23 protein-coding genes are annotated in these 25,327 nt (G+C 63.2%); 10 read left to right on the top strand and 13 right to left on the bottom strand.

The features are described 5' to 3' along the window. The first annotated feature begins 23 nt into the window (after positions 1–23). Complete coding sequence (locus tag CXQ94_RS01155; RefSeq protein ID WP_104086389.1) at positions 24–788, top strand: DUF427 domain-containing protein; 765 nt, start codon at positions 24–26, stop codon at positions 786–788. A gap of 135 nt (positions 789–923) precedes the next feature. Here CXQ94_RS01155 and paaZ read toward each other — a convergent pair whose 3' ends face one another. From paaZ to CXQ94_RS01135, 4 genes are read right to left on the bottom strand one after another with little or no spacing between them, the layout of a single operon-like run. Next, the gene (paaZ, locus tag CXQ94_RS01150; RefSeq protein ID WP_104086388.1) at positions 924–3,053 is read right to left on the bottom strand and encodes a phenylacetic acid degradation bifunctional protein PaaZ; all 2,130 of its coding nucleotides are present in this window, start codon (positions 3,051–3,053) and stop codon (positions 924–926) included. 45 nt (positions 3,054–3,098) lie between these two features. Further along, positions 3,099–3,956 (bottom strand): 3-hydroxyacyl-CoA dehydrogenase family protein, encoded by an 858-nt coding sequence (locus CXQ94_RS01145; RefSeq protein WP_104086387.1) that lies wholly within the window; start codon positions 3,954–3,956, stop codon positions 3,099–3,101. Continuing rightward, on the bottom strand, positions 3,953–4,735 hold the full coding sequence (locus tag CXQ94_RS01140; protein WP_104086386.1) for an enoyl-CoA hydratase/isomerase family protein: 783 nt from the start codon (positions 4,733–4,735) through the stop codon (positions 3,953–3,955). Before CXQ94_RS01140 ends, CXQ94_RS01145 begins: the two co-directional genes overlap by 4 nt. Further along, on the bottom strand, positions 4,732–5,955 hold the full coding sequence (locus tag CXQ94_RS01135) for an acetyl-CoA C-acyltransferase (protein WP_104086776.1): 1,224 nt from the start codon (positions 5,953–5,955) through the stop codon (positions 4,732–4,734). The genes CXQ94_RS01140 and CXQ94_RS01135 overlap by 4 nt, the downstream gene beginning before the upstream one ends. Before the next feature lie 174 nt (positions 5,956–6,129). On the opposite strand from CXQ94_RS01135, the gene CXQ94_RS01130 reads away from it, so the two are divergent. After that, the gene (locus CXQ94_RS01130) at positions 6,130–8,337 is read left to right on the top strand and encodes a S9 family peptidase (RefSeq protein ID WP_104086385.1); all 2,208 of its coding nucleotides are present in this window, start codon (positions 6,130–6,132) and stop codon (positions 8,335–8,337) included. On the opposite strand, the gene CXQ94_RS01125 is transcribed toward CXQ94_RS01130, so the two are convergent. Next, positions 8,334–8,915 carry a GNAT family N-acetyltransferase gene (locus tag CXQ94_RS01125; protein ID WP_104086384.1) on the bottom strand — a complete coding sequence of 194 codons (582 nt, stop codon included), beginning with the start codon at positions 8,913–8,915 and terminating at the stop codon, positions 8,334–8,336. The two genes, CXQ94_RS01130 and CXQ94_RS01125, sit on opposite strands and share 4 nt — an antisense overlap. A gap of 190 nt (positions 8,916–9,105) precedes the next feature. On the opposite strand from CXQ94_RS01125, the gene CXQ94_RS01120 reads away from it, so the two are divergent. Both CXQ94_RS01120 and CXQ94_RS01115 read left to right on the top strand, forming a co-directional pair. Further along, complete coding sequence (locus CXQ94_RS01120; protein ID WP_104086383.1) at positions 9,106–9,558, top strand: LCP family protein; 453 nt, start codon at positions 9,106–9,108, stop codon at positions 9,556–9,558. A 72-nt stretch (positions 9,559–9,630) separates the two neighbouring features. Then, entirely contained in the window at positions 9,631–10,389 is a 759-nt protein-coding gene (locus tag CXQ94_RS01115) for an LCP family protein (RefSeq protein WP_104086382.1), read from the top strand. Positions 10,390–10,394: 5 nt separating this feature from the next. On the opposite strand, the gene CXQ94_RS01110 is transcribed toward CXQ94_RS01115, so the two are convergent. The 3 genes from CXQ94_RS01110 to CXQ94_RS01100 form a co-directional block, all read right to left on the bottom strand. Then, the gene (locus CXQ94_RS01110) at positions 10,395–11,228 is read right to left on the bottom strand and encodes a carbohydrate ABC transporter permease (protein ID WP_104086381.1); all 834 of its coding nucleotides are present in this window, start codon (positions 11,226–11,228) and stop codon (positions 10,395–10,397) included. Between the two features lie 2 nt (positions 11,229–11,230). After that, positions 11,231–12,202 carry a carbohydrate ABC transporter permease gene (locus CXQ94_RS01105; protein ID WP_104086380.1) on the bottom strand — a complete coding sequence of 324 codons (972 nt, stop codon included), beginning with the start codon at positions 12,200–12,202 and terminating at the stop codon, positions 11,231–11,233. A 104-nt stretch (positions 12,203–12,306) separates the two neighbouring features. Then, positions 12,307–13,674 (bottom strand): ABC transporter substrate-binding protein, encoded by a 1,368-nt coding sequence (locus tag CXQ94_RS01100; RefSeq protein WP_104086379.1) that lies wholly within the window; start codon positions 13,672–13,674, stop codon positions 12,307–12,309. 436 nt (positions 13,675–14,110) lie between these two features. Between CXQ94_RS01100 and CXQ94_RS01095 the strand changes: the two genes are divergently transcribed. The 4 genes from CXQ94_RS01095 to CXQ94_RS01080 all read left to right on the top strand — a co-directional run bounded on the left by CXQ94_RS01095 (position 14,111) and on the right by CXQ94_RS01080 (position 18,722). Further along, positions 14,111–15,493: an MFS transporter gene (locus CXQ94_RS01095; protein ID WP_104086378.1), complete on the top strand. Its 1,383-nt coding sequence runs from the start codon at positions 14,111–14,113 to the stop codon at positions 15,491–15,493. Continuing rightward, the gene (locus tag CXQ94_RS01090) at positions 15,490–16,971 is read left to right on the top strand and encodes an aminotransferase class V-fold PLP-dependent enzyme (RefSeq protein WP_104086377.1); all 1,482 of its coding nucleotides are present in this window, start codon (positions 15,490–15,492) and stop codon (positions 16,969–16,971) included. Before CXQ94_RS01095 ends, CXQ94_RS01090 begins: the two co-directional genes overlap by 4 nt. Continuing rightward, positions 16,968–17,678 (top strand): nicotinamide mononucleotide transporter, encoded by a 711-nt coding sequence (locus CXQ94_RS01085; RefSeq protein ID WP_104086376.1) that lies wholly within the window; start codon positions 16,968–16,970, stop codon positions 17,676–17,678. Before CXQ94_RS01090 ends, CXQ94_RS01085 begins: the two co-directional genes overlap by 4 nt. Before the next feature lie 141 nt (positions 17,679–17,819). After that, a complete protein-coding gene (locus CXQ94_RS01080; RefSeq protein WP_104086375.1) occupies positions 17,820–18,722 on the top strand; it encodes a serine protein kinase RIO in 903 nt (300 codons plus the stop codon). A gap of 6 nt (positions 18,723–18,728) precedes the next feature. On the opposite strand, the gene CXQ94_RS22115 is transcribed toward CXQ94_RS01080, so the two are convergent. From CXQ94_RS22115 to CXQ94_RS01070, 3 genes are read right to left on the bottom strand one after another with little or no spacing between them, the layout of a single operon-like run. After that, complete coding sequence (locus CXQ94_RS22115; RefSeq protein ID WP_146070196.1) at positions 18,729–18,938, bottom strand: hypothetical protein; 210 nt, start codon at positions 18,936–18,938, stop codon at positions 18,729–18,731. Further along, positions 18,935–19,234 carry a hypothetical protein gene (locus tag CXQ94_RS01075; protein ID WP_104086374.1) on the bottom strand — a complete coding sequence of 100 codons (300 nt, stop codon included), beginning with the start codon at positions 19,232–19,234 and terminating at the stop codon, positions 18,935–18,937. The genes CXQ94_RS22115 and CXQ94_RS01075 overlap by 4 nt, the downstream gene beginning before the upstream one ends. Next, entirely contained in the window at positions 19,231–20,235 is a 1,005-nt protein-coding gene (locus CXQ94_RS01070) for an NAD-dependent epimerase/dehydratase family protein (protein WP_181034021.1), read from the bottom strand. Before CXQ94_RS01070 ends, CXQ94_RS01075 begins: the two co-directional genes overlap by 4 nt. Before the next feature lie 90 nt (positions 20,236–20,325). Between CXQ94_RS01070 and CXQ94_RS01065 the strand changes: the two genes are divergently transcribed. Continuing rightward, positions 20,326–21,075, top strand: coding sequence for a M50 family metallopeptidase (locus CXQ94_RS01065; protein WP_104086372.1), 750 nt, complete (start codon positions 20,326–20,328; stop codon positions 21,073–21,075). A 127-nt stretch (positions 21,076–21,202) separates the two neighbouring features. Then, positions 21,203–22,126, top strand: a complete 924-nt coding sequence (locus CXQ94_RS01060; RefSeq protein WP_104086371.1) for a hypothetical protein — start codon at positions 21,203–21,205, stop codon at positions 22,124–22,126. A 6-nt stretch (positions 22,127–22,132) separates the two neighbouring features. On the opposite strand, the gene CXQ94_RS01055 is transcribed toward CXQ94_RS01060, so the two are convergent. Further along, positions 22,133–22,723 (bottom strand): dihydrofolate reductase family protein, encoded by a 591-nt coding sequence (locus tag CXQ94_RS01055; protein ID WP_104086370.1) that lies wholly within the window; start codon positions 22,721–22,723, stop codon positions 22,133–22,135. Between the two features lie 69 nt (positions 22,724–22,792). Continuing rightward, complete coding sequence (secA2, locus tag CXQ94_RS01050) at positions 22,793–25,204, bottom strand: accessory Sec system translocase SecA2 (RefSeq protein WP_104086369.1); 2,412 nt, start codon at positions 25,202–25,204, stop codon at positions 22,793–22,795. Positions 25,205–25,327 lie beyond the last annotated feature (123 nt).

Here is a 25,327-nt window from a genome sequence, read left to right as displayed (position 1 = left end):
CCGGTCCGGCGCACGCTTTAGGCATGGCCACCAAAATCTCCGAATCCTTGCAGGCACTCTCGCGCGAGCTTCGTTACGAACCAACCACCAAGCGCATCCGCGCATATCTGGGGCAGGAGCTAGTTCTGGACTCCCGCAACGCCGTCATCATGTGGGAACCCCGACGGGTGGTGCCGTGCTACGCGGTGCCGGCCACCGACGTCGACGCCGTCCTTAGCGCAGCCACCCCGGCCACCCCTGGCGGTGGCACTCCAGACGTGCTGCACCCCGGTATCCCTTTTAGCCGGCACAGCACCCCCGGGACAGCCCTTGATGTCACTGCGGGAGGGGCCAGCGCCGCGGGCGGGGCCTTCGAACTTCAGGACGCCGCGTTGGCCGGCTATGTGGCCTTCGACTCCGAAGCATTCACCTGGCGGGAGGAGGACGACATCGTTCAGTCGCACCCGCGGGACCCCTTCCACCGCGTGGACATCCGCCACAGTTCCCGGCACGTGAAGGTCACCTCCGATGAGCTGGTACTGGCAGAATCCTCGGCCCCCCTGATGGTTTTTGAAACCAACTTGGCGGAGCGGATCTACCTGCCCGCGGCCGACGTGAATTGGGATGCCCTGGTGCCCACGGACTCATCCACGCTGTGCCCGTACAAGGGCGAGGCCAGTTACTGGCGGTTGGCTGGCGGGCCGGACGGTGACATGGCGTGGAGCTACCAGACGCCCCTGCCCGAGGCCGGCGAGCTGGCCGGCTACGTATGCTTCTACGACAACCTAGTGGACGTCGAGGAACTCTAGCCGGCGCAGCGACAGTGGTATCCGGTGGCGGAGCCGACATTCCCTCGGCCGCTATCCGACTGACGGCCGCGGGCGGCCTTACAGTCTCCTTTACGCGGCCTACGGAAACGCCGGCTCCGCCGCCTCATTACAGCGCTACGCGTACAGGGTGTCCTCTTTTTCGACGAGGGTCAGCACGTCGTAGGTGGCCACGATCTCGCCGTTCTGGTTGTGCAGGATCGCATCCCAGCAGACTTCACCGTATTCGTCAGTCACGCGCGGGGTGATCTTCTTGGCCGTCAGCGTCACGCGGATCGAATCCCCGGCAGCCACAGGGGTGATGAAACGCAGGGCCTCGAGCCCGTAGTTGGCCAGGACGGGTCCCGGCGCGGGCTCCACGAACAGCCCGGCCGCCCAGGACACCAGCAAGTAGCCGTGCGCCACGATCCCCGGGAAGAACGGGTTCTTTTCCGCGGCAACCGCGTCGGTGTGGGCGTAGAAGGTGTCGCCCGTGGAGTTGGCAAAGGCGGTGATGTCCGCCAGCGTCACCTGCCGCAGGCCGGAGGCGAAGCCGTCACCAATGTGCAGCTCGGCGAGCGACTTCCGGAACGGGTGCACCGCGCTGGCAACCCCGCCGAACTCCGGATCGCCGGCCAGTACTTGGGCAGCGCCCGTGTGCCACACTCCGGTCACGGCCGTGAGCATGTTCGGTGAGCCCTGGATGGCGGTGCGCTGCATGTGGTGCTTGACCGAGCGGATGCCGCCTAGTTCCTCCCCGCCGCCGGCGCGTCCCGGGCCGCCGTGGACCAGGTGCGGTACGGGCGAACCGTGGCCCGTGGAGGTCCGGGCGTCCTCGCGGTTGAGCACCAACACTCGGCCGTGGTGGGCGGCAATCCCCGTCACCAAGGCGGCTGCCGTGGCGGGATCGTTCGTGCAGACGGTCGCCACCAGGGACCCTGCCCCCAACGCGGCGAGCCGGACTGCCTCGCTGACGTCGCCGTCGTGCGATTCATAGCCAATGACGCTCGACACCGGCCCAAACGCTTCCAGCGAGTGCACCTCCGGCGCCTCGGCGTTGGCCCAACTCAGCAGCACCGGCGACATAAACGCACCGTCGACGACGGCGGCAACAGAGCCGTCCGCGCGCGTCACCGCGGGCGCATCCAAGCTACCCCAGGCCAGCTCACCGCCGGCCGCGATCATGGTTTCCACGGCGGCCCGGACGTCGGCAAGCTGTTCCACCGAGGCGAGCGCACCCATTGTGACACCCTCCGCGCGGGGATCGCCCAGCACCACGCGTTCGCTGATCCGCGCACCGATGGCATCAATGACGGCCTGTTTGAGCTCGTTCGGGACGATGGTGCGGCGGATGGACGTGCACTTCTGCCCAGCCTTGACGGTCATCTCGGTGACCACCGACTTGATGAACGCCTCGAATTCGGGCGTACCGGGAACGGCATCGGGACCAAGAATGGCGGCGTTCAGGGAATCGGTTTCCGCCGTGAAGCGGACCCCGCCTTGAACCACATTGGGGTGATTCTTCAAGACATTGGCGGTGGAGGCTGAGCCGGTAAAGGAGACCATGTCGCGGTAGTCCAGGACATCCAGCAGGGTGCGGGCGGAACCGGAGATCAGCTGCAACGAACCGGCCGGCAGAATCCCTGATTCAACCATGGCTCGCACGGCAGCCTCGGCCAGGTAGCCACTGGGCGTGGCTGGCTTGACGATGGTGGGGACGCCAGCCAGGAACGCCGGGGCAAACTTTTCCAACATGCCCCACACCGGGAAGTTGAAGGCGTTGATCTGTGCGGCCACACCGGGGATCCGGGTGTAGATGTGCTCGGCGATGAAAGAGCCGTCCTTGCTCAAAACCTCCACGGGGCCGTCAACGATCACATTGGAGTTGGGCAGTTCGCGCCGGCCCTTGGAGGAGAACGTGAACAGCACGCCGATGCCGCCGTCGATGTCCACCATGGAATCGATTTTCGTGGCACCCGTCTGGGCAGAAACCGCATACAGCTCCTGGCGACGGTCATTCAGATAAGCGGCCAGTTCACGCAGTTTCAGCGCCCGCTGGTGGATGGTCAGCTTGCCGAGTTCGGCTTGGCCTACGGTTCGGCCGTACTCCACGGCCACGCCAAGGTCCAACCCTTCGGCGGAGACCCGGGCCAGCACCTCACCCGTGCTCGCGTCGCGCGCCTCCACGCCGGAGACGCCGTCGGCCGGGGTCCACCAGGCGTCCTGGATGTAGCTCGGAACAGTTTCAATCAGCGTTGCAGTGGTCATCGTCGAGACGTCCTTTCGGGGTTGGTCTTGGTGTGGGGCGGGCGGCTAGGCCCAGTCAAAGAATCCCTTGCCGGACTTGCGTCCCAGCTCGCCGCGGGCCACCTTGTCGCGCAGAATTTGCGGCGGCGCGAACCGTTCGCCGAGCGTCGATTCAAGGTATTCGGCGATGCCTAAGCGAACGTCCAGGCCCACGATGTCCGTGGTGCGCAGGGGTCCGGTGGGGTGCTTGTAGCCAAGCACCATGGCGTTGTCGATGTCCTCGGCGCTCGCCACGCCCTCCTCCACCATGCGCATGGCCTCCAACGCGATCGCCACGCCCAGCCGGGAGGAGGCAAAGCCGGGCGCATCATTGACCACGACGGCGGTCTTGCCGAGCGCTTCCACCCAGCCTCGCGCCGTGTTCACCAGTTCGGGGCGCGTCTGCTGAGCGATGACAACCTCGATCAGCGTGGACGCCGGAACCGGATTGAAGAAGTGCAGTCCGATGAAGTTCTGCGGGCGGGATAGTTCGATGGCCAGCCCAGTCATAGATAGCGAAGAGGTGTTGGAGGCTAGGACGGCGTCGTCGGCCAGGTGCTTTTCCACAGCTTGCAGGGACGAGACCTTCAAGTCCCACATTTCCGGGACGGCCTCCACCACCAATTCACACGGGGCAAAGTCGGCGTAGTCGGTGGAAACCGACAGCCGGGAGGCAATGCCTTCAACCGTGCCGGCCAGGCCGCGTTCCACTGACTTTGCCACGGCAGTTTCCACCCGGTTCCGCGCGGCGGTCGCGGCGTCGTCGTCTCGCTCAACCACCAGCACCTCGCAGCCGTTGACCAGGAAGGCGTGGGCAATGCCGGCGCCCATGCGGCCGCCACCCAGGACTCCGACGCGGGTAGGCAGGGCAGTCGCTGAGATCATTTCTTCCTCTTATCCAGAAAGGCCTGCATGCGTTCAAATTTGGCGGGCGATTCAAACAACTCCGCCTGAGCAAGGTTGTCCGCCTCGGGGTGTGCCTCGCGGGGTTCGTGGAACACCCGTTTGGTGGTTTGTAACGCCAGCGGATCTTGCCGGCCGATCCTGTCGGCGAGCGCGTGCGCGGTGGCCAGAAGCTCGGTGGATTCCACCAGTGCGGTGACGAGCCCAACGCGCAGGCAGTCCTCACCCGTGAGTATCCGCCCCGCGAGCAGAATTTCCTTGGCCACGGGTTCGCCCACGAGTTCCTTCAACCGCCAGGTGGCCCCGGCAGCGGCCATGATGCCCAGGCCTGCCTCGGGCTGACCCATCCGCAGTGACGGGGTGCCGATCCGAAAGTCCGCGGCATAGGCGAGCTCTGCCCCGCCACCCAGCGCGTACCCGTCCAGGGCCGCGATGACGGGCATGGGCAGCCTGGCGATCCGGTCAAAGAGGCCGGAGTTGATACCGGCCAAGGCGTCCTCGCGGCGGCGTTTGATCAGCTCGGCAATATCTGCGCCCGACGCAAAAATCCCCTTGCTGTCTTCGCCTCCCGGAATCCCGGAGAGGACCAACACCTTGGGAGAGGCCTCCAGGTATGCGCAAACCGTATGTAGTTCGTCCACCATCTGCGCGTCAATCGCGTTGCGCACCTCGGGGCGATTTAGCTGGACGGCCAGCCGGTCCTCAGCCTCGGTGACGAGCAGCGTGTGGAACGCAGCGTGCTCCAAGCTAGCGCGTGTCACAGCCCCTCCACCAGCAGCGCGGCGCCCTGGCCCACGCCGACGCACATGGCGGCGAGCCCCAGGCCGCCGGGCGCTTCGCGTTCCAGCCGGCCAAGTAGCGTGACCACAATCCGTGAGCCGGAGGAGCCGAGCGGGTGACCCAGGGCGATCGCACCGCCGTCGTTATTGACGATCTCCGGGTTGATGCCCAGCTCGCGCATGCTGGCCAGCGACTGGGAGGCGAAGGCCTCGTTGAGTTCGACGGCGCCTAGTTGGCCCACGCCGATCCCCTGCCTTTGCAGGATCTTGCGGCTGGCGGCGACGGGGCCCATGCCCATGATCTCGGGGGCCAGGCCGGCGGCCGCGCCGTCGAGGATGCGGGCGCGCGGGGTGAGCCCGTACTTTTGGATGGCTCGCTCGGAGGCGACGATGATGGCGGAAGCTCCGTCGTTCAGGCTGGAGGCGTTGCCTGCCGTGACCACCGTTCCCCCGGCCACCACAGGCCGCAGCCCGGCCAGGACCTCCAGTGTGGTGCCGGCGCGCGGTCCCTCGTCCGTGTCCACCACCGTGTCCCCGCGGCGGCCCTTGACGACAACCGGGACGATCTCCTCGCGGAAGTGCCCGACCGCAATGGCGGCGAGCGCGCGTTCATGGGAGCGGACGGCGAAGGCGTCGCAGTCCTCCCGGGACGTGCCGAAGACGCGGGCAACCTCTTCCGCGGTTTCCGGCATGGAGAAGGTCATCTTGCCGTCGCGGGAGAGTTCGCCGGAGAGGAAGTTCGGGTTGGTGAATCGCCAGCCGATGGATGTGTCGAAGGTTGCCCCGGGTTTGGCAAAGGCCGCCTCAGGCTTGGCCATGACCCAGGGTGCCCGGGACATGGACTCCACGCCGCCGGCCACCACAATGTCCGCGGCTCCGGCCTTGATCATGTGGCTGGCCTGCGTAATGGCGCTCATGCCAGAGGCGCAGAGCCGGTTGACGGTGATGCCGGGGACGGTGTCCGGGAAGCCGGCCAGCAGCCACGCCATGCGTGCCACATTGCGGTTCTCCTCCCCGGCCCCGTTGGCGTTGCCGAGGATGACCTCGTCCACATCCGCCGGGTCGATGCCGGTCCGTGCGATGAGTTCCTTGATGGTTAGCGCCGCGAGATCGTCCGGGCGGACCGAGGAGAGTGCGCCACCGTATCGCCCCACGGGCGTGCGGACACCGCCCACCAAATATGCCTGCGGTGCTGCGGACATGAACACACCCTTCAACGTGATGGTCGGCGCGGCCCATGCCGCCACCGGGAACCCGTCGATAAATTACCGACCGTTCGTTCTATAAATATTTCATGTGATGGGGCACACGGTCAACCACTCCGCTCTGGGCTTACTGCCAGCCCGCACCGGGAGAAGCTCGCTACAGTGGATTCCATGACTTCATCGGACACCGCAGCCACACCTTCCGCCCCCGTAGCAGCTCTCAGCTCACCTCCGGTTGCCAAGAAGGTGCCGGTGGAACGCACCCACCACGGGGACACATTTGTGGACAATTACGAGTGGCTGCGCGAGAAGGAAAACCCTGAAGTGGTGGCGCACCTGAACGCCGAGCAGGCCTACACCGACGCCGTCACGGCTGGCCAGGAGCAGCTGCGGGTGGACATCTTCAACGAGATCAAGAACCGCACTCAGGAAACGGATCTGTCCGTGCCCAGCCGAAAGGACGGCTGGTGGTACTACTCCCGCATGGTGGAGGGCCAGTCGTATGGCATCCAGTGCAGGGTGCAGGCCAGCGGGGACGGCAGCGCCGTGGAGGATTGGACGCCCCCGGTGGTTGCCCCCGGAGTGCCAGTACCGGGCGAACAGATTCTGCTGGACGGCAATGCCGAGGCCGAGGGCAAACCCTTCTTCTCGCTAGGCGGCGCCGCCGTGACCCGCGACGGCAATCTGTACGCCTATGCCGTGGACAACGCCGGCGATGAGCTGTTCACCGTCCACATCAAGGATTTGCGCACCGGCGAACTACTCGAAGACACCATTGACAACGTGTTCTACGGGCTGACCTTCTCACCCGACGGCGGCACCCTGTTCTACATGCTGGCCGACGATTCCTGGCGCCCCTTCCAGGTGAAGTCCCACATCCTGGGCACACCGGTGGCCGAGGACAAGGTTCTCTACCAGGAGGACGACGTCGCCATGTGGACAGGGTTCGGGCTCTCCGCCGATCGCCGCCACCTGGTCATCAGCATCGGCTGTTCAGAATTTAGCGAAACGCGCCTGCTGAACTTCGACGCCCCGGAATCCGGTCTGCAGGTTCTCATCCCCCGCAGCGAACACATCCTGTACGACGCCGAACCGTTCCTCTGGGACGGTCTCGAGAAGGTCCTGCTCACGCATGACCGCGACGCCGTGAACTCCATGATTTCCCTGGTCGATGCCGCCGAATTCACCAAGCCCGTGGCAGAGCAAAACTGGGCAACCGTGGTGGGTCACGACGACGCCGTGCGCATCAACGGCGCCAGCGTCACGGCCACCCATATGGTGGTTTCCCTGCGTAAGGACACGATCGAACGCATCCAGGTGACCGCGCTGGAAGGCTTGGGAACAAAGGAGCAGGCGGCCGCCGTCGAGCCCGCCTTTGACGAGGAACTGTACACAACCCAGATGGGCGGGAGTGAGTTTGAATCGCCGGTGATCCGGCTGGTTTACACCTCGGACTTCACACCGCCGCGTGTCTATGACTACGCCCTTCCCACGACCGCCGCACCCGATGGCGATCTGCTGCTGCGCAAGGAGACCCCGGTTTTGGGCGGCTACAACCCGGCGGACTATGTGGCCACCCGCGAGTGGGCAACAGCCGACGACGGCACCAAGGTTCCACTGTCGGTACTGCGCCGCGCGGACCTGGTGCGGGACGGCTCGAACTCGGGCGTGGTGTACGGCTACGGCTCGTACGAGGTCAGCATGGATCCCGGCTTCGGAGTCCCGCGACTCTCCTTGCTGGATCGCGGCGTGGTGTTTGTCATTGCCCATGTGCGCGGCGGCGGCGAGATGGGCCGGCACTGGTATGAGGACGGCAAGAAGCTGAACAAGAAGAACACCTTCGGTGACTTTGTGGCGGCCACCGACTGGCTGGCGCAGTCCGGCTGGGTGGACCCGGCGAAGATTGGTGCGATGGGCGGCTCGGCTGGCGGTCTGCTGATGGGCGCCGTGGCGAACCTGGCCCCGGAAAAGTACGCCGCCATTGTGGCGCAGGTGCCGTTCGTGGACGCCCTGACCACCATTTTGGACCCGGAGCTGCCGCTGTCTGCCTTGGAGTGGGAGGAGTGGGGCAACCCGATCACCGACCCCGAGGTCTACAAATACATGAAGGAGTACACGCCGTACGAAAACGTGCGGGCCGTGGCCTACCCGAAGATAGCCGCCGTGACGAGCTTCAACGACACCCGCGTGCTCTACGTGGAACCGGCCAAGTGGGTGCAGGAGCTGCGTGCTACCGCAACAGGGTCGGAGCCGGTTGTGTTGAAGATCGAGATGGACGGTGGCCACGGTGGGGCATCAGGCCGCTATGAGGGCTGGAAGACCCGCGCCTGGGACTACGCGTTCCTGGCCGACGCAATTGGCGCCACCACGCTGCGCTAATCAGAGGACGGCGGCAAGTCGCGGAACTTCGCGTAAATGGCTTCCGAGGTCCACTCGCCCTTGAGGTACATGTTGTCGACCAGCACGCCTTCGCGGTGCATGCCGAGCCGTTCGCACACTGCGGCGGAAGCATCGTTGCGGGCGTCCAGCCGGGCCTCCAGCCGGTAAAAGTTGAGCTGCCCAAACGCCAGGTCCAGCACGGCTTTGGCCGCCTCCGTGGCATAGCCATGGCCTTGGGCTGCCGGGGACAGCGTCCAGCCGATCTCGCCAACCCGTTCCGGTACGCCGCCGTCCTCTGGTTTGCCGCCGTCGCCCCACTTCAGTGCTATTTCACCGATTAGGGTTGTCTGCCCTTTGAGGGACAGGGCAAAGGAGATCCACTGGCCCGGCGTGTCAAAGCCGCCGGCGACGAACTGCGCGATCTTGCCCATGCACTGGGCATAGCTGCGTTCCGGATTCAGATGGTAGCGGGCGGTCTCGGGAAGCTGCTGGTAGGCGTAGTAGGCGTCGAGGTCGTCGGTGGAAAATCGCCGCAGCGTCAGCCGCTCGGTGGTCAGGGGAAAAGGAATTTCAGCCATGGGTCCACCCTATTCCGGTTTTTGCACCCATGGGGCGTTGCCGGAAGCAACAGCTGGGAGCCGACCCGGAGTTCCCCCTCAATTACACGATTTCCGTCCCCACAGACCCCCAACCGTGCCACGATTGACTATCCGGAAGCGGCAAGGAGCACGTCATGCGGTTGGGAACGAGTCGTCCAAAGGCAGCACCGTGACGGGCCCTGCAAATCATCTCCACCGTCACCGCAAATGGCCCCTGTGGAGCAAGATCGTCCTCGGCTTCTTCGCGGCGGCTGTGGGGGTGTTGCTGGCGGCGTCGGGCCTTGCCGGATTCACCGCGGCCAAGGTCAGCCACAACATGGTCCATTCCAACGCGCTGGCCAGCATCGCCCCGATCCCCAAACTCACTCAGGACACCAACATCCTTGTCATGGGCCTTGATTCCCGCGTTGACGAGCAGGGCAATCCTTTATCCCCGGCGTTGTATGACGCCCTCGACGCAGGCGATCAGAGCATTGGCGGCTACAACGCCAATGTCCTGATGCTGGTGCACATCCCGGCCGACGGCGGGCAAGCCACCGCGATTTCCATCCCCCGCGACGACTACGTCCAAATCGCCGGCATCCCCGGGGAATCCTTCGACGGCAAAATCAAGGAGGCGTAGGGCGACGGACTGGCCGCGGCCCAGACCCTGCTGCTGTCCCAGGGCAGCCCCGATAACCAGGCCACGTATCAATTGGCCAGGGAAGCGGGGCGGACAGCCGAACTTGCCACAGTTTCCCAATTCCTGGGCAACGTTCATATCGACCATTTTGTGGAAGTCACCATGGCAGGGTTTTACGAGGTGGCCCAGGCCGTGGCACCCATCACGGTCTGCGTTTTGGCTGCCACCCAAGACACCTACTCCGGGGCCAACTTCACAGCGGGCCTGCAGCAGCTCGACGCGCAGCAGGCCATGGCGTACGTACGCCAGCGCCGCGATACCAGCAACCCGGACTACGCCTTTTCGGACCTGGACCGTGAACGTCGCCAGCAGGCTTTCATCGTCGACGTCATCCACCAGCTCAAGCAGTTTGGCACGCTGACCAACATCCCCAAGATGGAGACCATCGTCAATGACGTCAGCTCCAACATCGTGGTGGATTCAGGGTTCAACCTCATCGAAATGCTGCAACAGGCCACCGCGGTCACGAACGGCAACATCTCCTTCAGCACGCTTCCCATCACGGGTTTCGCCACCGCACCTAACGGGGAATCGATCAACACGGTGGACGTGCCTCAGGTTCAGGCAACCGTCCAGGCGCTGCTGGCCCCGCCACCAGCCACTCCGACGCCGGCCTCCCACCCGAGCGCGACGGCCACCGCCTCGGCTAGCACGACGGCGACACCTAGCCCCACGGCGTCGGCCACCCCCACGCCCACAACCCCCGCCACAACCACCTACTCGGATTGGACGGGGGCGTTGCAAGGCGGCAGTATTCCCTGCGTGAAATGAGGCGACTATCCCTTGACGGCCCCGGATGTTAGCCCGGAGACCACGGACTTTCGGAACACCAACACCAAGATGGCAATGGGCAAAACGGCCACAGTACTCGCCGCGAAGAGGGTCCCGTACGGGGTTATGTGAGGGGAACCAAAGAGCGCAATACCCACTGGGATGGTCCTAAAGTCGTTTGAACTGTTAAAGGACAGCGCCATCAAGAACTCCGTCCAACACGCAGTGAAGGTGAAGACGCCAGCGGTAAACAGGCCAGGGAGCGCCATGGGGAGGATGATCGACCACAGCGTTCGCAGCGGGCTGGCGCCGTCGATCCTTCCCATCTCCTCCATCTCCCGCGGGATCCCCAAAAAGTAGTTCCGCAGGATCCAGATAGCAAACGGCAAGTTGAAGGCGGCGTACGGCAGGATGAGTGCCTGGTAGCTGTTCAGCCAGTCGAGCTGGCGCATCAGCAGGTACAACGGGGCGATCAGGGCAATGGCGGGAAACACGGAGATCATCAGCAACAGCATGAGCGTGATGAACTTACCGCGCATCGGCAGCCTGCCCAGGGCATACCCGGCAAGGGTTCCCAAAGCCAGGACAACAACGGTGGCAGCAACGGCAACCACCACCGAGTTCAGGATGTAGCGCCCAAAGGAATTGTTCACGAAGGCGTTGACATAACTTTCAGTGCTCAGCGGGTTGGGGAACCATTGCGGGCTGGGAGCAGAGACGCCAGCATCGGTTTTGAAGCTGGTGACCACCATCCAGTAGATGGGCAGCATTACGAACAAGGTGATGAGCGCACAGGAAACGGCCAAACCAAACCTGTGCCACGGCGAACGTTTGCGCATGACTAGTTCTCCTCTCCCTGATTGACCTGTGCCCTAAATACCCGCAGAAACACGATGCAACCCAGGACCACCAGGGCGGCCGTAGTGACGGCAACGGCAGCACCGGGACCAAATGAAAGGTTCGTGAACATGGCCTGATAGCCGAGCACCGCCAGGGATGTCGTCGCGTATCCCGGACCGCCCTGCGTCAACACAAACGGCAGGTCAAAGAGGCCGAACGCCTGCAGGATACGGAACAGCACGGCCAGTGCGATGGTGGGACGCAGCAGCGGCAGCGTGATCCGCCAAAAGGTCTGCCAGCCGTTTGAGCCGTCCATTTCGGCGGCCTCATAGACGTCGCCGGGGAGCATGACCAGCCCGGCAAGGACAATGATGGCCACGAACGGGGTGGTCTTCCAGATATCGGCCACCATCATGGCGATAATTGCCGAGGCATTGCTGCCCAAAATGACGGGGTGGCCTAACCCCAGCGCGCTAAAAATGGCATCTGCGGCGCCGTAGGTGGGATCGTAAATGTAGTTCCACAGCTGTGCCGAGATGACCGTGATCAAGGACCAGGGGATCAACAGCATGGCCATCATCCAGCCGCGCACGCCACGCAGCCGTTCCAAAACCAAAGCGATCAGCGTACCCAAAACCACCTCGATGGTGACGGTAACCACCGTGTAGATGACCGTGAATGCCAGCGCGTAACGCCACTTTGCACTGCCAAAAACGATGCCGAAATTGTTCAACGTGGCACCGCTGAGTTGGAAGCCGCTGCCCAGCACCTGGACGTTGCTAAAACTCATCACCACGGAAAACACGATCGGGAAGATCGTTACACCAGCAACCACCAGTAGCGCGGGTGTTGAAAAGTACCACCCAAGCCTGGCCTGACGTTTTCGGTTGACATCATGCTTTCTCTTAGCGCTCGGCGGAAGCACCCGGTGCGGGTTCTTGTCTGTCGGCGCGGTCGTTCGATCGGTAGCCATCTTCGACTCCTCGGTAAAAGTAACCGGCCATGAAAACTCATGGCAAAAGGGCTCGCATCCACTGGCGGGCCCCGGCCCGCCAGTGGATGCGGCGCGTGCGACTATTACAGTCCGCCGCCGGAAAGGGCGGTGTTAATGGCAGTTTCAGCGGCCTTCAAGGCCGCAGCCGGCGTCATCGAGCCGGAGAGGACGGCACTGACATTGGTGTAGATGGCGGTGCTAACTTGCGGATAGAACGGTGTTTGGGCGGGGCGGGCGATCAGCTTGGTCTGCGGCACTACGGCCAGCACGGCGTTGCTCTTGACCACGTCCGGGGATTGCCGAACTGCCTGGTTGGTGGGGATCTCCGAGAACTGGGTGGCCAGGGTCTTTTGGGCATCGGATCCGGTCATCCACTTGATGAAGGTCAGGTCGGCCGCAACGTTCTTGCTATGCGGATTCACGTAAAGGTTCCAGCCCCCAATATTGGAGTAGCCGGGGGTCTTTTGACCTTCGAAGGTCGGCATCGGGGCGACACCCACCTTGCCGATCACCGCGGAACCTGGCGCCTGTGATGTTGAGTAGCCATAGTCCCAGTTGCGCATAAACACAGAGTTGCCGGCGGAGAATTCGTTCATGGCCTGAAGTTCCTGGTAGGTGGATTCGGCCTGCGGGCTGACTCCACTGGTGACCAGCTGCTGCTCAAAGGTCAGGGCCTTCAATGCCTCGGTGCTGTTAACGGTCGACGACGTCGCACCGGAATTCAGGACGGTACCTCCGGCATCGGTCAGGAACTCCATGTAGTTACAGGTGGCGCCCTCGTAGGAGGCACCCTGGAACACATAGCCGTACTGGGCTTGGCCTTTGGCTTGGATGGCCTTGGAATCTGCCATCAATTCTTCCCATGTGGTGGGCACCTTCATGTTGTTTTCGGCGAGCAGGTCCTTGCGGTAGTACAAGAAGCCCTGGTCTTCGAAGAACGGTGCACCGTACACCTGATCCTTGTAGGTGGCCCCGGCAACGAGCCCGGGAGCAAAAGTGTCAAAGTAGCTGGCGGGCAAATACTGGGACAACGGGGTGGCCAGCTGGTGGTCGGCGAACTGGGCTGGCCAGATCACATCGCCCATATAGACGTCTGGTCCGGCGCCACCGGAAATCTGGGTGGTCAAGGTGGCCCTGTTCGTGTCGGTGTCCGTGGGCGCCGAGATCAGGTTCACCTTGATGTTGGGGTAGGCCTTTTCAAAATCCGCAATCAGCACGGTGCGAGGATCGGCCCCGCTGCTGGTGATGGGGCTGGCCCACCAGGAGATGGTTCCTGAGTCGGCGGTGCCAGGTGCCGAGGCAACACTGGTGCTCGAAGGTGTGGGCGTGGAGGATGAACTGCACCCGCTCAGCACAACTGCTGTCATGGCGACGCTGACAAAAGCGGCTGCCCGGAACCTCTTTGACCAAGGTGACTTGGCCGGGCGGCGGTTTGTTTCTTTGATGCGCATGGGAAAGCTCGATTCGTTTGTTCGGCGTATGCCAAACCCAGAATTGGGTGGAATTACCGTCACCGTGCGCTGAAATTTTTCGGGGAATGACCCCCGCCCCTTAGTTTTACGCGCGGCCGCGGCACCTCGGGTGAAGTGGCTGCGTTGGGAACAAACGGGTCCCCGCGCAGCTAATGCGGCGAGTTACTGGAATTTGGGGGCTGGCCCGGGAGCGGACGGCTGGCGTCCTGGTTTCGGGGCGAGTCCTAGCGCGGATTGTTGCAGCTTCCTGCATCGCGTTCATGTAGCATGCGCCTCGAGAGTGACCCATCAAGAACTGCGAAAGTTGGGCCACCTCTAACTGTGGAACGCCAAAGATCAACTGTCAAGGACAGTGCAGGAAAACCCACCCGCAACAAAGTGATGCAGCTCTCATTGCGTGCGTACACTTCAAGTCATGACGACGTTAGAACAACCGCTGCCGGCCCGGACGGTGGCCCGGTATGCCATCGGTTCCTTGGGCACGGGAGGATTCGCCACACTTCCGGGGCTGGTGTTGATCTACTACATGACGGACACCCTGGGCATTGCCGCGATCACAGCGGGTTTGCTGGTGACGGCCGCCAAGATCTGGGACGTGGTGATTGATCCGGTCATTGGCGCCCGCTCGGATCATTCACTGGCTGTTACCGGTTCCAGGCGGCGGTTCATGATTCTGGGCGGGTTACTCCTGCCTCTCTTCTTCATCCTTACCTTCGCTGTGCCGTCCGGCATGGGTCCCGGGCTCGCTGGAGTCTGGGTTTTGCTCGCCTTCATGGCCACGGCTACTGCGTTCAGCCTTTTTCAGGTTCCTTATATAGCTCTGCCAGCTGAGCTGACGTCAAGTTACGACCAGCGTACGCGTCTGCTTTCGATACGCGTTGTGGTTCTCTCGTTGGCCATCTTGCTGTTCGGCGCAGGTGGCCCAGCCCTTCGTTCGCTGGGTGGAGAGAACCAGGCGCTCGGGTATCTGATCATGGCCGTGGTTGCTGGAGTTCTCATCGGGGTGGCCATGTTGGTGACCTCGCGTGTGGCGCAGCGTGGAATTCCCCGCCCAGCCGAACCCGGAACCATTGCAAGCAACTACAAGGCCGGTCTGGGGGCACTAAAACGAAGCCCTGCCTTCCGCGTCCTGCTGCTTTGTTTTGCCTTGCAGGGATTGTCCACCGGGGTCATGCTTGCCGGCGCCCAGTACGTGGCCACCTGGGTGTTGCACTCGGAGTCGGCAGTGACGTTTCTCTTCGTGTCCCTCATCGGCCCGGCCCTGCTCTTCGCACCACTGTGGCGGGTTGTTGCTGGCAGGATCGGCAAGGAACGTGCCTTTCGCTACGCCAGCATCATGTTTGGCATCGCGGCCTTCGCGCTCCTTGGCATGATTGCAGCCCCCGGCGCCTGGATCTACCTTCCGGTTGCCCTGGCCGGAGCGGGATATGCCGGCATGCAGTCGTTGCCGATGTCCATGCTCCCTGATGTGATTTCCCACGATGCGAAAACTCACGGGGAGGGTTCGGCCGGCATCTTTGGCGGGGTCTGGACCGCGGGAGAAACCACCGGCATGGCCTTGGGCGCCACCGTTTTGACCTTGGTGCTTGCTGCCAGCGGCTACGTCCAGTCGGTCGCCGGGGAAGCCGTCACGCAGGGGCCGGCCGCCATCAACGGCATCATCGTCAGTTTTAGTTTGGTCCCGGCCATTTTGATTGTGCTCAGCCTGCTGGTTTTCCGCCGCTACCCGCTGCGCCAGCAGGACATCGATGCCGGCCCGAACAATCCAGCCGCTGCCCGTACCGAAGGAGCCCAATGATCCCGTTTGCCGCCAACCCCGAAGAAATTCTCAGCGAGCTGGCCAGACTCCGCGAAGCTGACGCCCCCACCCATGGCGGAAAGGTACTTTCCTACGTTTATGATTCGGGGCTGGCCGCGGTTGACGAACTTGCGGCGGCAGCCATGTTGGCGGTCCAACCGCTCAACGGCCTGGACCCCACCACTTTCACCTCGATCGCCGTCATGGAGCGCGAGGTCCTCGGATTCATGCGCACCCTGCTGGGCGGGGACGACGACGTGGTGGGTACCGTCACCAGCGGCGGCACGGAAAGTTGCATGCTGGCGGTCAAGACAGCGCGGGAGAACTTTCGGGGCGCAGGCACGCCTCGGCTATTGGCCCCGGCGTCGGTTCATGCCGCCTTCCATAAGGCCGCACACTACTTCGGGCTCACCCTTGAGCTGATCCCGGTCGACGCGCAAGGGCACGCTGACGTTGCTGCCATGACAGCGGCGATGGGCCCCGACGTCGCCCTTGTGGTGGCCTCAGCTCCCTCCTACCCGCACGCTGCTATGGATCCTGTGGCGCAGATTGCCGCCTCCGCGGCGTCAAGAGGCATAGATTGTCATGTTGATGCCTGCATTGGCGGGCTGGTTCTCCCCTTCTGGCCGGGGCTCGCCGACTGGGACTTTCGGGTTCCCGGTGTGACCAGCATTTCCGCCGACCTGCATAAATATGGGTACGCCCCCAAGGGCGCATCGGTGCTGCTGACCAGGGGAAGGGACCGCCAGCGGTCCCAATATTTTGCGACGACCTCCTGGCCCGGGTATCCCGTGGTGAACCCGACGCTACTCGGTTCCAAGTCCGCGGGACCCTTGGCCGCCGCTTGGGCCATCATCAAGCTTCTGGGCACGGCCGGCTTTGCGGATCTGGCGGCCTCCTGTCACCGATCCACCAAAGCGCTCTTGGCGGCAGTGGGGGGAATCGAGGGTTTGCGTGTTGTTGGGGAGCCCACGGGCCCACTCTTTGCCGTGGCCGTTGATGCCGCCGTCCCGGGAGACCGCCGGATCGACCCCCACCACTGGGCGGACCGCCTCAAAACCCACGGATTCACCGCCCAGCTGCAGCCGTCCTTTACCCAGAGCGACGGCTCGGTCCTGCCACGAACCACTCACTTGACCATCACGCCCGTCACCGAATCTCGCCTGGCAGAACTTGTCACGGCCATGGCCCGTGCCGGCGATGAGGTCCGCGGGGTGCCGGGCATCGATCCAGAGCAGGTGCTGGCGGCAGCAGATGGGCCCATGGCCGGCCTTTTGGGAGACTCATCGGCACTTATCAGGGATTCGGAAACGGCCCGTAAAATTCTTGGCGCATTGGGCCTGGACGGGCGCGGATTGCCGCAGTCCATGGCCCCGGTCTTGGCGCTGGTTGAGGCCCTGCCAAGCACTGTTGCGGAATGGCTGCTCACCGAATTGTTGGCCGGACTGGTTGAACCGGAGCCTAGAGGTGAACCATGAATGGACTTGGCGAGATTTTGTTTGGCCCCGTAGGCAGCAGCTTGAGCATCGTCGCCTTGGGGTTGAAGATCCTTGGCGCCCTGATCATGTGCGCCGCCTTGGCGTTGCTGGCCCGGCGCAGCGAACTGGGCTGGTGGCTGGCCATTGGGTCCTTCGCCATGTCCCTGCTCGCGGGCACCTTCGCCGTGCCGGTGGATTTTCTCTCCTCGGCAGCTATTGTCACCCTCTACATTGTGGGTTCCTGGATACCGCCCCTGGTGGGTGCCGCCGTGAGTGTTTATGGCCTGCTCTGGTTCAGAAAGGCGCCCGAAACACAGCCTCTTACCCGTGATGTTTCGCTTCGCCGCTTCACACCTGACACTCTGGTGCCTCCCCTACTGGTGGCGGTGATCTTTGCCGCTGCAAATCTGATCCCCGTGCTGATCTTAAATGCCAGCGGGAGCGGCCCCAATCTTCAGATCCCCCTCACCCCAATGTTTGTCAGCGGTTTCCTTGGCGGGTTCCTCGCAGCTGGGCTGCTGGGACTGGCCAACCGTTCTCGCTGGGCGTGGTTCCTGATCGCGGCCGCCGCACTGGTCTCGATTGCTGGCACCACTCTGGCGGCCCAGGGGTCGGTGCTGATTTTCATTTACCTGGCCCAAGCGGTCCTGGCCGTTTACGGCTGGGGCCGGTGGGGCGGAATACCTGAGCGTTCCACCCGCCGTTGACAGCGCAACAGAACCCGTGATGAGATAACAGTGGCCTGTTGGCCAGCTTCGAAATCGACTCTAAGGAGGACCCCATGATTGTTCGCTCAGTTTCCTGCGCCCAAATCATTGCCACATCCTTCCACAGGAGTCGATTTACCCATGAAGTATTCTGCTGACCACCAGCACTTCGAAACACCCTCCCGCAATTCCTCCCAGCGCCGTCGTGCCCAAAACGGGAGCCGCGGACCGCGCCGCGAGCAAGCTGACTGGAACGTTCTAGACGATTCCCTCGCCGAGAATCAGCGCTGGTCCACCTGGCCCGAGCTGGAAAAACTCATGCGCGGCCCCACACCTTACCCCGAGTTCGTTATTGAGGACGCCGCTGCCATCGACACCGATCTAGGCGTCCTCAAGACTGGCAAGGAGGCGGACGTTTTCCTCGTTGAACGCGCCACCGAGTCCCGCAGCGCTATCCTGGCAGCCAAACGCTACCGGTCCGCCGAGCAGCGCCTGTTCCACAGGTCCTCCGCATACACGGAGGGGCGGACCGTCCGGCGCTCACGCGATGCCCGTGCCATCAAGAACGGCAGCACCTACGGCCGCGAGGTGGAGGCCGCCCGCTGGGCCAGCGCCGAGTGGACGTACCTGCGAATGGCCCATGAATATGGCATACCCGTGCCATATCCGGTGCAGATTTCCGGCACCGAGATCATGATGGAGTTCATCGAGGACCCGGAGAATCCAGGTGTTGCGGCGCCGCGTTTGCAGACAGTTCACCCGAGTCCGGCACGGCTTCAAGGCTACTGGGAGCAGATGCTTGCAGCCATGAACGCCTTCGCCCGGATGGGCTACGCCCACGGCGATCTCTCCCCCTACAACGTCCTGGCTGCCGGAGATCGGTTGGTGATCATCGACCTACCGCAGTTGGTGGACCTTGCCGGAAACTTGCAAGCTGTGGAGCTGTTGGCCAGGGACTGCAAGAACATGTGCGCCTGGTTCACCTCGCGGGGCCTGATGGTCGACGACGGCGAACTGCTCAGTGAGCTTCTCGCCGTTCGCTAGCCTGCTCTAGCTCGCCGAGGTAAGCCAGCTGTCCCACGCTGGGGCTACCAGCTCACATAGTGCTGTGTAGCCCTCAGCGCGCGGATGGGCGCCATCGCCTTCAAGAACTTGCTGACGCCATACCGGATGCTGTTCCAGCGCAGTTTCGTCGCCGATTCCGGCCACGAACGAGTCCCCGACAAAGCACACCTGAATGGGCTGCGCGCCCGGATTCATGTTTTGTCTGGGCCGATTTTGCCCGGCAGGAACGGGAGCCAGGGTGCCGAATAGACCAGGGATGAGGAGGTGCCGGGTTCCGCAACGAAAGTCACTTCGCCAAACTTCCACATCCGGTTGAAGAGGAAAATGGTGACCGTGGCGGCCCCTTCCCCCGGAACCTTCCAGTTGCGGGTTCCCCACTGGGTTGGTTGGGCCACGCCGTTGACCACCACCGTCGGCTTGGGAAACCATCCCAGCCACGGTTTATGCAGGGTGAGTTGAAAACGAGGGGGCGTAGCTATGGGCGAGGTCACGCTTTCCAGCCTACCTGCAGCCGCATCAGTGCGGCTTCGTCCGGCGCGCTCAACCCCGAGGCCAGCTGCCTCCCGTCCCATGGCTCATCGAAGGCGATGATGTCCCGGAACGATTCTTCCAAGGATCTGCGCTCCAATCCCAGCGACAGTGCCATGGCGTCCGAGCGTCGCGCGAATCCGGCATGCTCGGGCCCCGGAGGCAATACCAGCGGCAGGGAACGCGGCCCACTCCAGGGAGCAACGCCGTCGTCGGCCATACGGCTCAGCGGGTAGCGTACCAGGGCCGGTTCCGTCCCGGCGGCCGCCTGCGCGGCAAGCAACGCCTCATCGAGCGGGATACTGGCACCCACCGCGTTCACTGCGCCGGTCCGCCCGGCCAGCCCGGCGGTGAGAATGAAGGCAGCCAGATCCCGTGCATCGATGATCTGGACGGACTGGCGGTAGTCTCCGTCGTCCTGCGGCAGCAACACTGGTTCACGGGCATCAGCCAAGCGCAAGGGCCAATACGTGCTCCGTCCGGAAGGATCGCCCGGCCCGCCAATCAGGCCAGGACGCACCATCAACGCCCGTCCCCCGCGCGCCTGTACCGTCAGCTTCTCGCACGCCGACTTCGCCTCACCGTAGAGTTCAGTCGTGTAGTCGGCACTCGAGTCAAGGGGTTCCAGGAGCGCAACTTCTTCTCCTTCACCGGGCACAGAATGGTTCGCGTAGACCGAGCAGCTGGAAACGAAAACCCAATCTTCCGCTTGGATCGTCTGTACCGCAGGGCCGGCATGGGCCGGGATACGGGTTAGCTCCACCACCAGGTCCCAGCGCGTTCCGGCCAATGGGGCGTAGACCCCCGGAGCGTCCCGGTCGCCCACGACGGCGGACACCCCCGCCGGGAAATCGCCAGTCTGGCCGCGGGCAAGCGCAGTGACGCAATGCCCGGCGGAAAGGGCTTTTTCGGCGACGATTCGACCCAACCATCCGGTGCCGCCAAGTACCAAAATATTTGCCATGTGTTCCACACAACCTCCGAGGAAGACCATGCGCAAGGGATTTCACGGTGGGCGAAGTCCTCAGCGTTTTCGCATAGGCTTCCGTGAGTGATGACTGATCAACCCCTTAACGCCGTGGCCACCTGGTGGCAGGCTGTTCTTTCCGGCTTTGTCCGCACCGACGCACCCGCCGTCCCTCCGCTGGTCCTGTTGGGCATCCTGGCCGCCGCCGTTGTGCTGAGCATTCCGCGGGCCACCTGGCGTTGGTTTGGCCTGTACGTAACTTTTGTGCACGAGCTCGGCCACGCCTTCGCGGCCCTCATGACCGGCCGGTTCATTCACGGCCTGAAGATCGGGCTGGACCATTCGGGCCAACTGGTCAGCAGCGGCCGCCGCGGCTTTGGCGCCACCTGGTCAGGATTTTGGGGCTACCCGGCACCCGCAGTGGTTGGCCTCGCACTGGTGTGGTCGGTCTCTTCAGGTTGGGCCGGGGCTGCCGCTTCCATCGGTGCGCTCATCTTGCTTGTGGCCTTGATCTTCCTGCGCAATTTCACCGGGATCCTGGTGGCCCTTGTCAGCGCTGCCGTAGCCCAAGCCTTGGTGATGTTTGCCGATCCGCGCACCGTCAGCTATGTGGTGCTGGCCCTGGGTGTTGCCCTCGGTGTGGGATCGGTGCGGGACTTCTTCAAGGTGGCCTCCGTCCATACACGTCGCCGCGATCAGCTCGCCAGCTCTGACGCCTACATTCTGGCTCGATCCACGGGCGCCCCATCCTGGGTGTGGCTGAGCGGGTTCGCGGTGGTTATCGCCGGCTCTGCGGCTGCCTCCGCATACATACTGTGGGGGCTATTGACACCCTGATCCACTGCCGTTCGGACACCTTAGGCGCTTTTAGGGCAAAGTTCTGTTTCCGTTACCCTTGGTAGTGGCGCCCGTGTGCCACTAGTTCTTGGCGGCGCAAATACCTTCGAAAGGGTCTTACACTTTCATGAGCAATTACAACGGGGCGCCGCAGCCTCCCAACAACCTTCCAGTACCGGGCACCCCTGCTCCCCAGCCCGGGTCCTCCAATCGCAAAACACTGGCCATTGTGTTCGGCGCCGTTGCTGTTGTTGTGGTGCTGGGCCTGGTGGCACTGTTTGTCTGGGTCATCCCTGCCATGACGAAACTCGCAGTCAACGCCCAGCCTGCCCCCACAGCGACCACGGGCCAAACGGCGCAGAGTTCACCATCGCTTGAGGCTGGTGCGGACTCTTCTCCCACAGCTACGAGTACTGGTGTGTTGCCCGCGGGGGCCGTAGCGCTGCCCCCCGGCTGGGATCAGTACAAAGGTTCCAGCAACGTTCCGGCGGATGGAGACCCGCGGTTCGCCATGTTCATCACCGGCGAATCCTCGTTCCAGCGCCTCGCGTCATGGAGCTACGACGGCACCTTCGGCCTCACCACGGATCCGGACACGGGCAAGGAGATGCAGCAGGTAGCCCAGGGCACCGAAGAGAAGGATGCCGACGGAATCTCCCTGGCCTTTGCCTTCTTCGCCGAAACGGACGAGGGCAAGTTCGGTACCGATCCGGCGACCGTGAAGGCCGCTATCCAGGCCATACAAGACAAGCTCGCCAGCACCCCCACAGCTGACCTGCCGAAGAATTTGGTGGGCCACAAATGCGCCTCCGACTTCACCTCCAGCGCCCCGGAAACCCGGGAATTTAGGCGCGGACTCGCCGTCGTGGTGCAATTCAGCTGCAAAACGGCCGCGGGAGAGGATATCCAAGCGGTTAACCTTTTCTCCGTGACACCGTGGGGAACGCCGCAGCGGATGGGTATCAGCGGCCACAAGAGCTACTGGGATGCGAACCCCGGCACGCTCGAATTGCTCGCCAACTCCTACCGCATCAACAAATGGAAGCAATAAAGTCACTCATGATTCGACCGGCTGGGTAGTTCCCCGACCGGCATTCACCGCATAGTGAAGGTGGACGACGCCGTTTCCAAAGTCCCGCTGGTCCAGCAGTTCCAGCGGGGAGCGGGCGCCGTCGGGCAGGGACCGTTTGCCGCCGCCAATGATCACCGGCGAAAGAAACAAGTGAATTTCATCCACCAGGCCAGCTTTTAAGGCCTGGCCTGCCAGCTCGGCCCCGCCCACTGACAAGTTCTGGGTGGCCTCCGCTTTGAGTTGGCGGACGGCGTCAACATCGAAGACCGGCTCAATCCGTGTCTTCTCTGTTGTTGCCTCGCGGAGTGTTGTTGAATAAACAACCTTTTGGGCCTGACACCAAATGTTGGCAAAGTCCGTAAATTCCGGTGTGTGGCCAGGCTGCCCGCGGAAGGGTTCCCATACCTTCATGACCTCGTAGAGCCGCCGCCCGTAGAGGTAGGTGCCGATGTCCCGTTCCAAATCGTTGACATAGGCGTGGACTTCTTGGTCCGGCATGCTCCAGTCGAAGTTGCCGGCCGCGTCCGCAACATAGCCGTCAAGTGAAGATATTGCCGTGTAGACGAGTTTGGCCATGGAGCCCACCTCCTGGTGAATTGGCGCCCCTGCCCTTCAAGTATTCTCCGCGTTGGCCGCCGGGTGAAGCTATTTGCCCATCTTTTTCAGCAGCCATTTCACAATCTGGTCTGACTGGCTGCCAAAGGGATCCTCGTTGACAACGTACGTCCACGTTGATGACGCGCGGCGGATGCCGGCAGCCTCCAAATCCACGGCCCCGTCCTTTACCGGCAGTGATTGGAGGGTGGCCCGCGCACTGTCGTGCACGCGGTTTAGGAAGCCGTCGAAGGCGAAAATCGTTTCACGGCGGTACTCATCCAGCGGGTTCTGCCTGCCCAGGGCGCGTAGATGGATGGCCGCCCGCTGCTCGGACAGGAGGGCCAGATGGTCACTCCAGTGAGCATCCATTTCAAAGAGCAGGATGGCCCGGCACACCTCAATGAGGTCCTGCCCGGCCAGCACGCGACGTAATTCGGCCAGTCTTCCGGCGTCGCCAAACTCATAAGGCTCCAGGGCGGCAGCATCCTCAAGCAGCGCTTTGCTCCGCTCTGTCAGCACCACCTGACGCTGGTAGGCGATGAGTTCGTTGTATTTCCACGAATTTTCCTGCGTGGTAAACCGTTCCTGCTCGGATAAACGCTGCGCCCGGTCAAGCAGCGTGGACACACCCACCTTGGTAACCAGGCCGTCGTCGTCCGTTGCCCCGGAAACAGAATCGCTGAGCTCAAGCCCGTGGGTTTCCTGCCCGTTTGCGGCGGGGTCGTCCATGCTGGAAAAGATGATGCTAGCCCCGGGATCACCCTGGCGCCCGGCCCGCCCGCGAAGCTGCGCGTCCAGGCGGCGCGAATAAAAGCGGCCCACAATGATGACGAGCAACCCGCCCAGCGCGGCTACCGCGGCATGCTCCGCTTCGGCATTCTCGCGATGCGGGTCCGCTCCGCCGAGCACAATGTCGGTGCCGCGGCCGGCCATCTGGGTGGAGACAGTCACGGCGTTGAGGCGCCCAGCCTGGGCGATGATCTGGGCCTCGAGGCTGTCGTTGCGGGCGTTGAGCACCTGGCAGGTCACCCCGTTGCCGGTGAGCAGGGCAGCGAACCGCTCCGATGTCCCGACGTCGTGGGTACCTATCAGCACCGGCTGCCCAGTGGCGTGCGCCTCCATGGCTGCGGCCACCACTGCGGCGTCGCGCTGGGTGCCGGTGGCATAAATCTGTTCCGGGCGGTCACCACGGATGGAGGCTTTATGTGAGGGGATCCGCCCGGCGTCGAGCAGGTAGTTGGTGCGCAGATACTCGGCCACGGCCACGGCGGTGCCGCTCATGCCGGTGACGTTGGCGAATGACTTGATGAGGTCTTTCACGAGCAGCTGGTCCAGGACCTCACCCTGCTCGGTTTTCACCAGGCCTTCTTTGGTTTCCACTGCCGCCTGCAGGCCATCAGGCCAACGTTGCATGCTGGCTACCCGGCCGCGGGAATCGGAAACGATTTGGGCTTGGCCGTCGCGCACAATGTAGTCGACGTCGCGCTGCAGCAGCACCTGTGCGTGCAGGGCCACATTGATGGAGGAGAAAAGTGGCGTCCCGGCAGCTGAATAGAGTTCGACGTCGGGCCACCTCGCCTCCGCGCGATCAATCCCCGCGTCGGTGAGCGAGACGTTGCGCCTGTCGGCTTCTACCGTGTAGTCGGTGTCCGGGTTCAGGCCGCTGACAAAGTCCGCCACGTCAACACTCTGGAGTTCGGCGCGGGCGCGCCCGGCCAGGACCAGAGGAACCGTGGCCTCGTCAACGAGCACCGAATCGATCTCATCCACAATGCACACGTCAAAGGGTTGCAGCATGAGCTGTGCGGGGGCCGTGGCCGTGCGGTCGCGGAGCACATCAAAGCCCAGCTCGTTGACGGAAACGTACACCACATCGCTTTGGTAGGCCTGCTGGCGCTCTTGTCGCGATACGGCCGCGCTCACGGAAGAGACAGTGACACTCAGCGAATCGTAGAACGGGCGCATCCACTCGGCGTCCCTTTGCGCCAGGTAGTCGTTGACGGTTAGCACGTGGACACGCCGTCCGTTGAGGGCGTGGGCTCCGGCTACTACGGCCCCGACAAAGGTTTTTCCCTCACCAGTGTCCATCTCCACCACAGTGCCGCGGATCATGTTAGCGGCAGCCAGCAGCTGGGTATCGAAGAGGGTCACGTCCATGGATTCGGCGACCAGGATGCGGGCACAGAATAGGTAGTCTTCGAGTTGTTGGTCCGTCCAGATGGGATTTTTTCCATTTTCAGGCGTCGCGCGGAGGCCTGTCAGAAGCTCGGGGACAGTCGTGCTGGCATCCTGGTCTGCGGCGTCGGCACGGGCCGCGGCACTGTCGGCCAGCTGACCCAGGTCCTCGGTGTCGGCCACACCGGCGGTGTTGAAAAGCCAATTCCGGAAGGTTCCCCCAAGCCGGCTCTTTCCGCCGGTTTTTGTCCTGGACCCGGCCCCGCGTTCTTTGTCATTTCTCATGGATGGCTCTGCCCGGGATTCTTCTCATGGTGGCTGCAACTGACATTGGTGCTGATACTTCCACCGTAACCGTGCCCGGTTGGGACCGGCAACCACAGACCACCCGGTTGGAAAGCCCAGAAC

Source organism: Arthrobacter sp. GMC3 (genome assembly GCF_002929305.1).
Classification (GTDB): Bacteria; Actinomycetota; Actinomycetes; order Actinomycetales; family Micrococcaceae; genus Specibacter.
The sequence above is the reverse complement of the archived record's forward strand: the minus strand, read 5'-3'. Positions and strand labels throughout refer to the sequence as shown.

Bases quoted from the DNA above. Each gene is read 5' to 3' on its own strand.
- CXQ94_RS01130 (WP_104086385.1), top strand. From the start codon at position 6,130: ATGACTTCATCGGACACCGCAGCCACACCTTCCGCCCCCGTAGCAGCT.
- secA2 (WP_104086369.1), bottom strand. From the start codon at position 25,204: ATGAGAAATGACAAAGAACGCGGGGCCGGGTCCAGGACAAAAACCGGC.
- CXQ94_RS01155 (WP_104086389.1), top strand. From the start codon at position 24: ATGGCCACCAAAATCTCCGAATCCTTGCAGGCACTCTCGCGCGAGCTT.
- CXQ94_RS01100 (WP_104086379.1), bottom strand. From the start codon at position 13,674: ATGCGCATCAAAGAAACAAACCGCCGCCCGGCCAAGTCACCTTGGTCA.
- CXQ94_RS01090 (WP_104086377.1), top strand. From the start codon at position 15,490: ATGATCCCGTTTGCCGCCAACCCCGAAGAAATTCTCAGCGAGCTGGCC.
- CXQ94_RS01105 (WP_104086380.1), bottom strand. From the start codon at position 12,202: ATGGCTACCGATCGAACGACCGCGCCGACAGACAAGAACCCGCACCGG.
- CXQ94_RS01065 (WP_104086372.1), top strand. From the start codon at position 20,326: ATGACTGATCAACCCCTTAACGCCGTGGCCACCTGGTGGCAGGCTGTT.
- CXQ94_RS01145 (WP_104086387.1), bottom strand. From the start codon at position 3,956: ATGATCTCAGCGACTGCCCTGCCTACCCGCGTCGGAGTCCTGGGTGGC.
- CXQ94_RS01070 (WP_181034021.1), bottom strand. From the start codon at position 20,235: ATGGCAAATATTTTGGTACTTGGCGGCACCGGATGGTTGGGTCGAATC.
- CXQ94_RS01095 (WP_104086378.1), top strand. From the start codon at position 14,111: ATGACGACGTTAGAACAACCGCTGCCGGCCCGGACGGTGGCCCGGTAT.
- CXQ94_RS22115 (WP_146070196.1), bottom strand. From the start codon at position 18,938: ATGAATCCGGGCGCGCAGCCCATTCAGGTGTGCTTTGTCGGGGACTCG.
- CXQ94_RS01135 (WP_104086776.1), bottom strand. From the start codon at position 5,955: ATGTCCGCAGCACCGCAGGCATATTTGGTGGGCGGTGTCCGCACGCCC.
- CXQ94_RS01125 (WP_104086384.1), bottom strand. From the start codon at position 8,915: ATGGCTGAAATTCCTTTTCCCCTGACCACCGAGCGGCTGACGCTGCGG.
- CXQ94_RS01085 (WP_104086376.1), top strand. From the start codon at position 16,968: ATGAATGGACTTGGCGAGATTTTGTTTGGCCCCGTAGGCAGCAGCTTG.
- CXQ94_RS01080 (WP_104086375.1), top strand. From the start codon at position 17,820: ATGAAGTATTCTGCTGACCACCAGCACTTCGAAACACCCTCCCGCAAT.
- CXQ94_RS01060 (WP_104086371.1), top strand. From the start codon at position 21,203: ATGAGCAATTACAACGGGGCGCCGCAGCCTCCCAACAACCTTCCAGTA.
- paaZ (WP_104086388.1), bottom strand. From the start codon at position 3,053: ATGACCACTGCAACGCTGATTGAAACTGTTCCGAGCTACATCCAGGAC.
- CXQ94_RS01110 (WP_104086381.1), bottom strand. From the start codon at position 11,228: ATGCGCAAACGTTCGCCGTGGCACAGGTTTGGTTTGGCCGTTTCCTGT.
- CXQ94_RS01055 (WP_104086370.1), bottom strand. From the start codon at position 22,723: ATGGCCAAACTCGTCTACACGGCAATATCTTCACTTGACGGCTATGTT.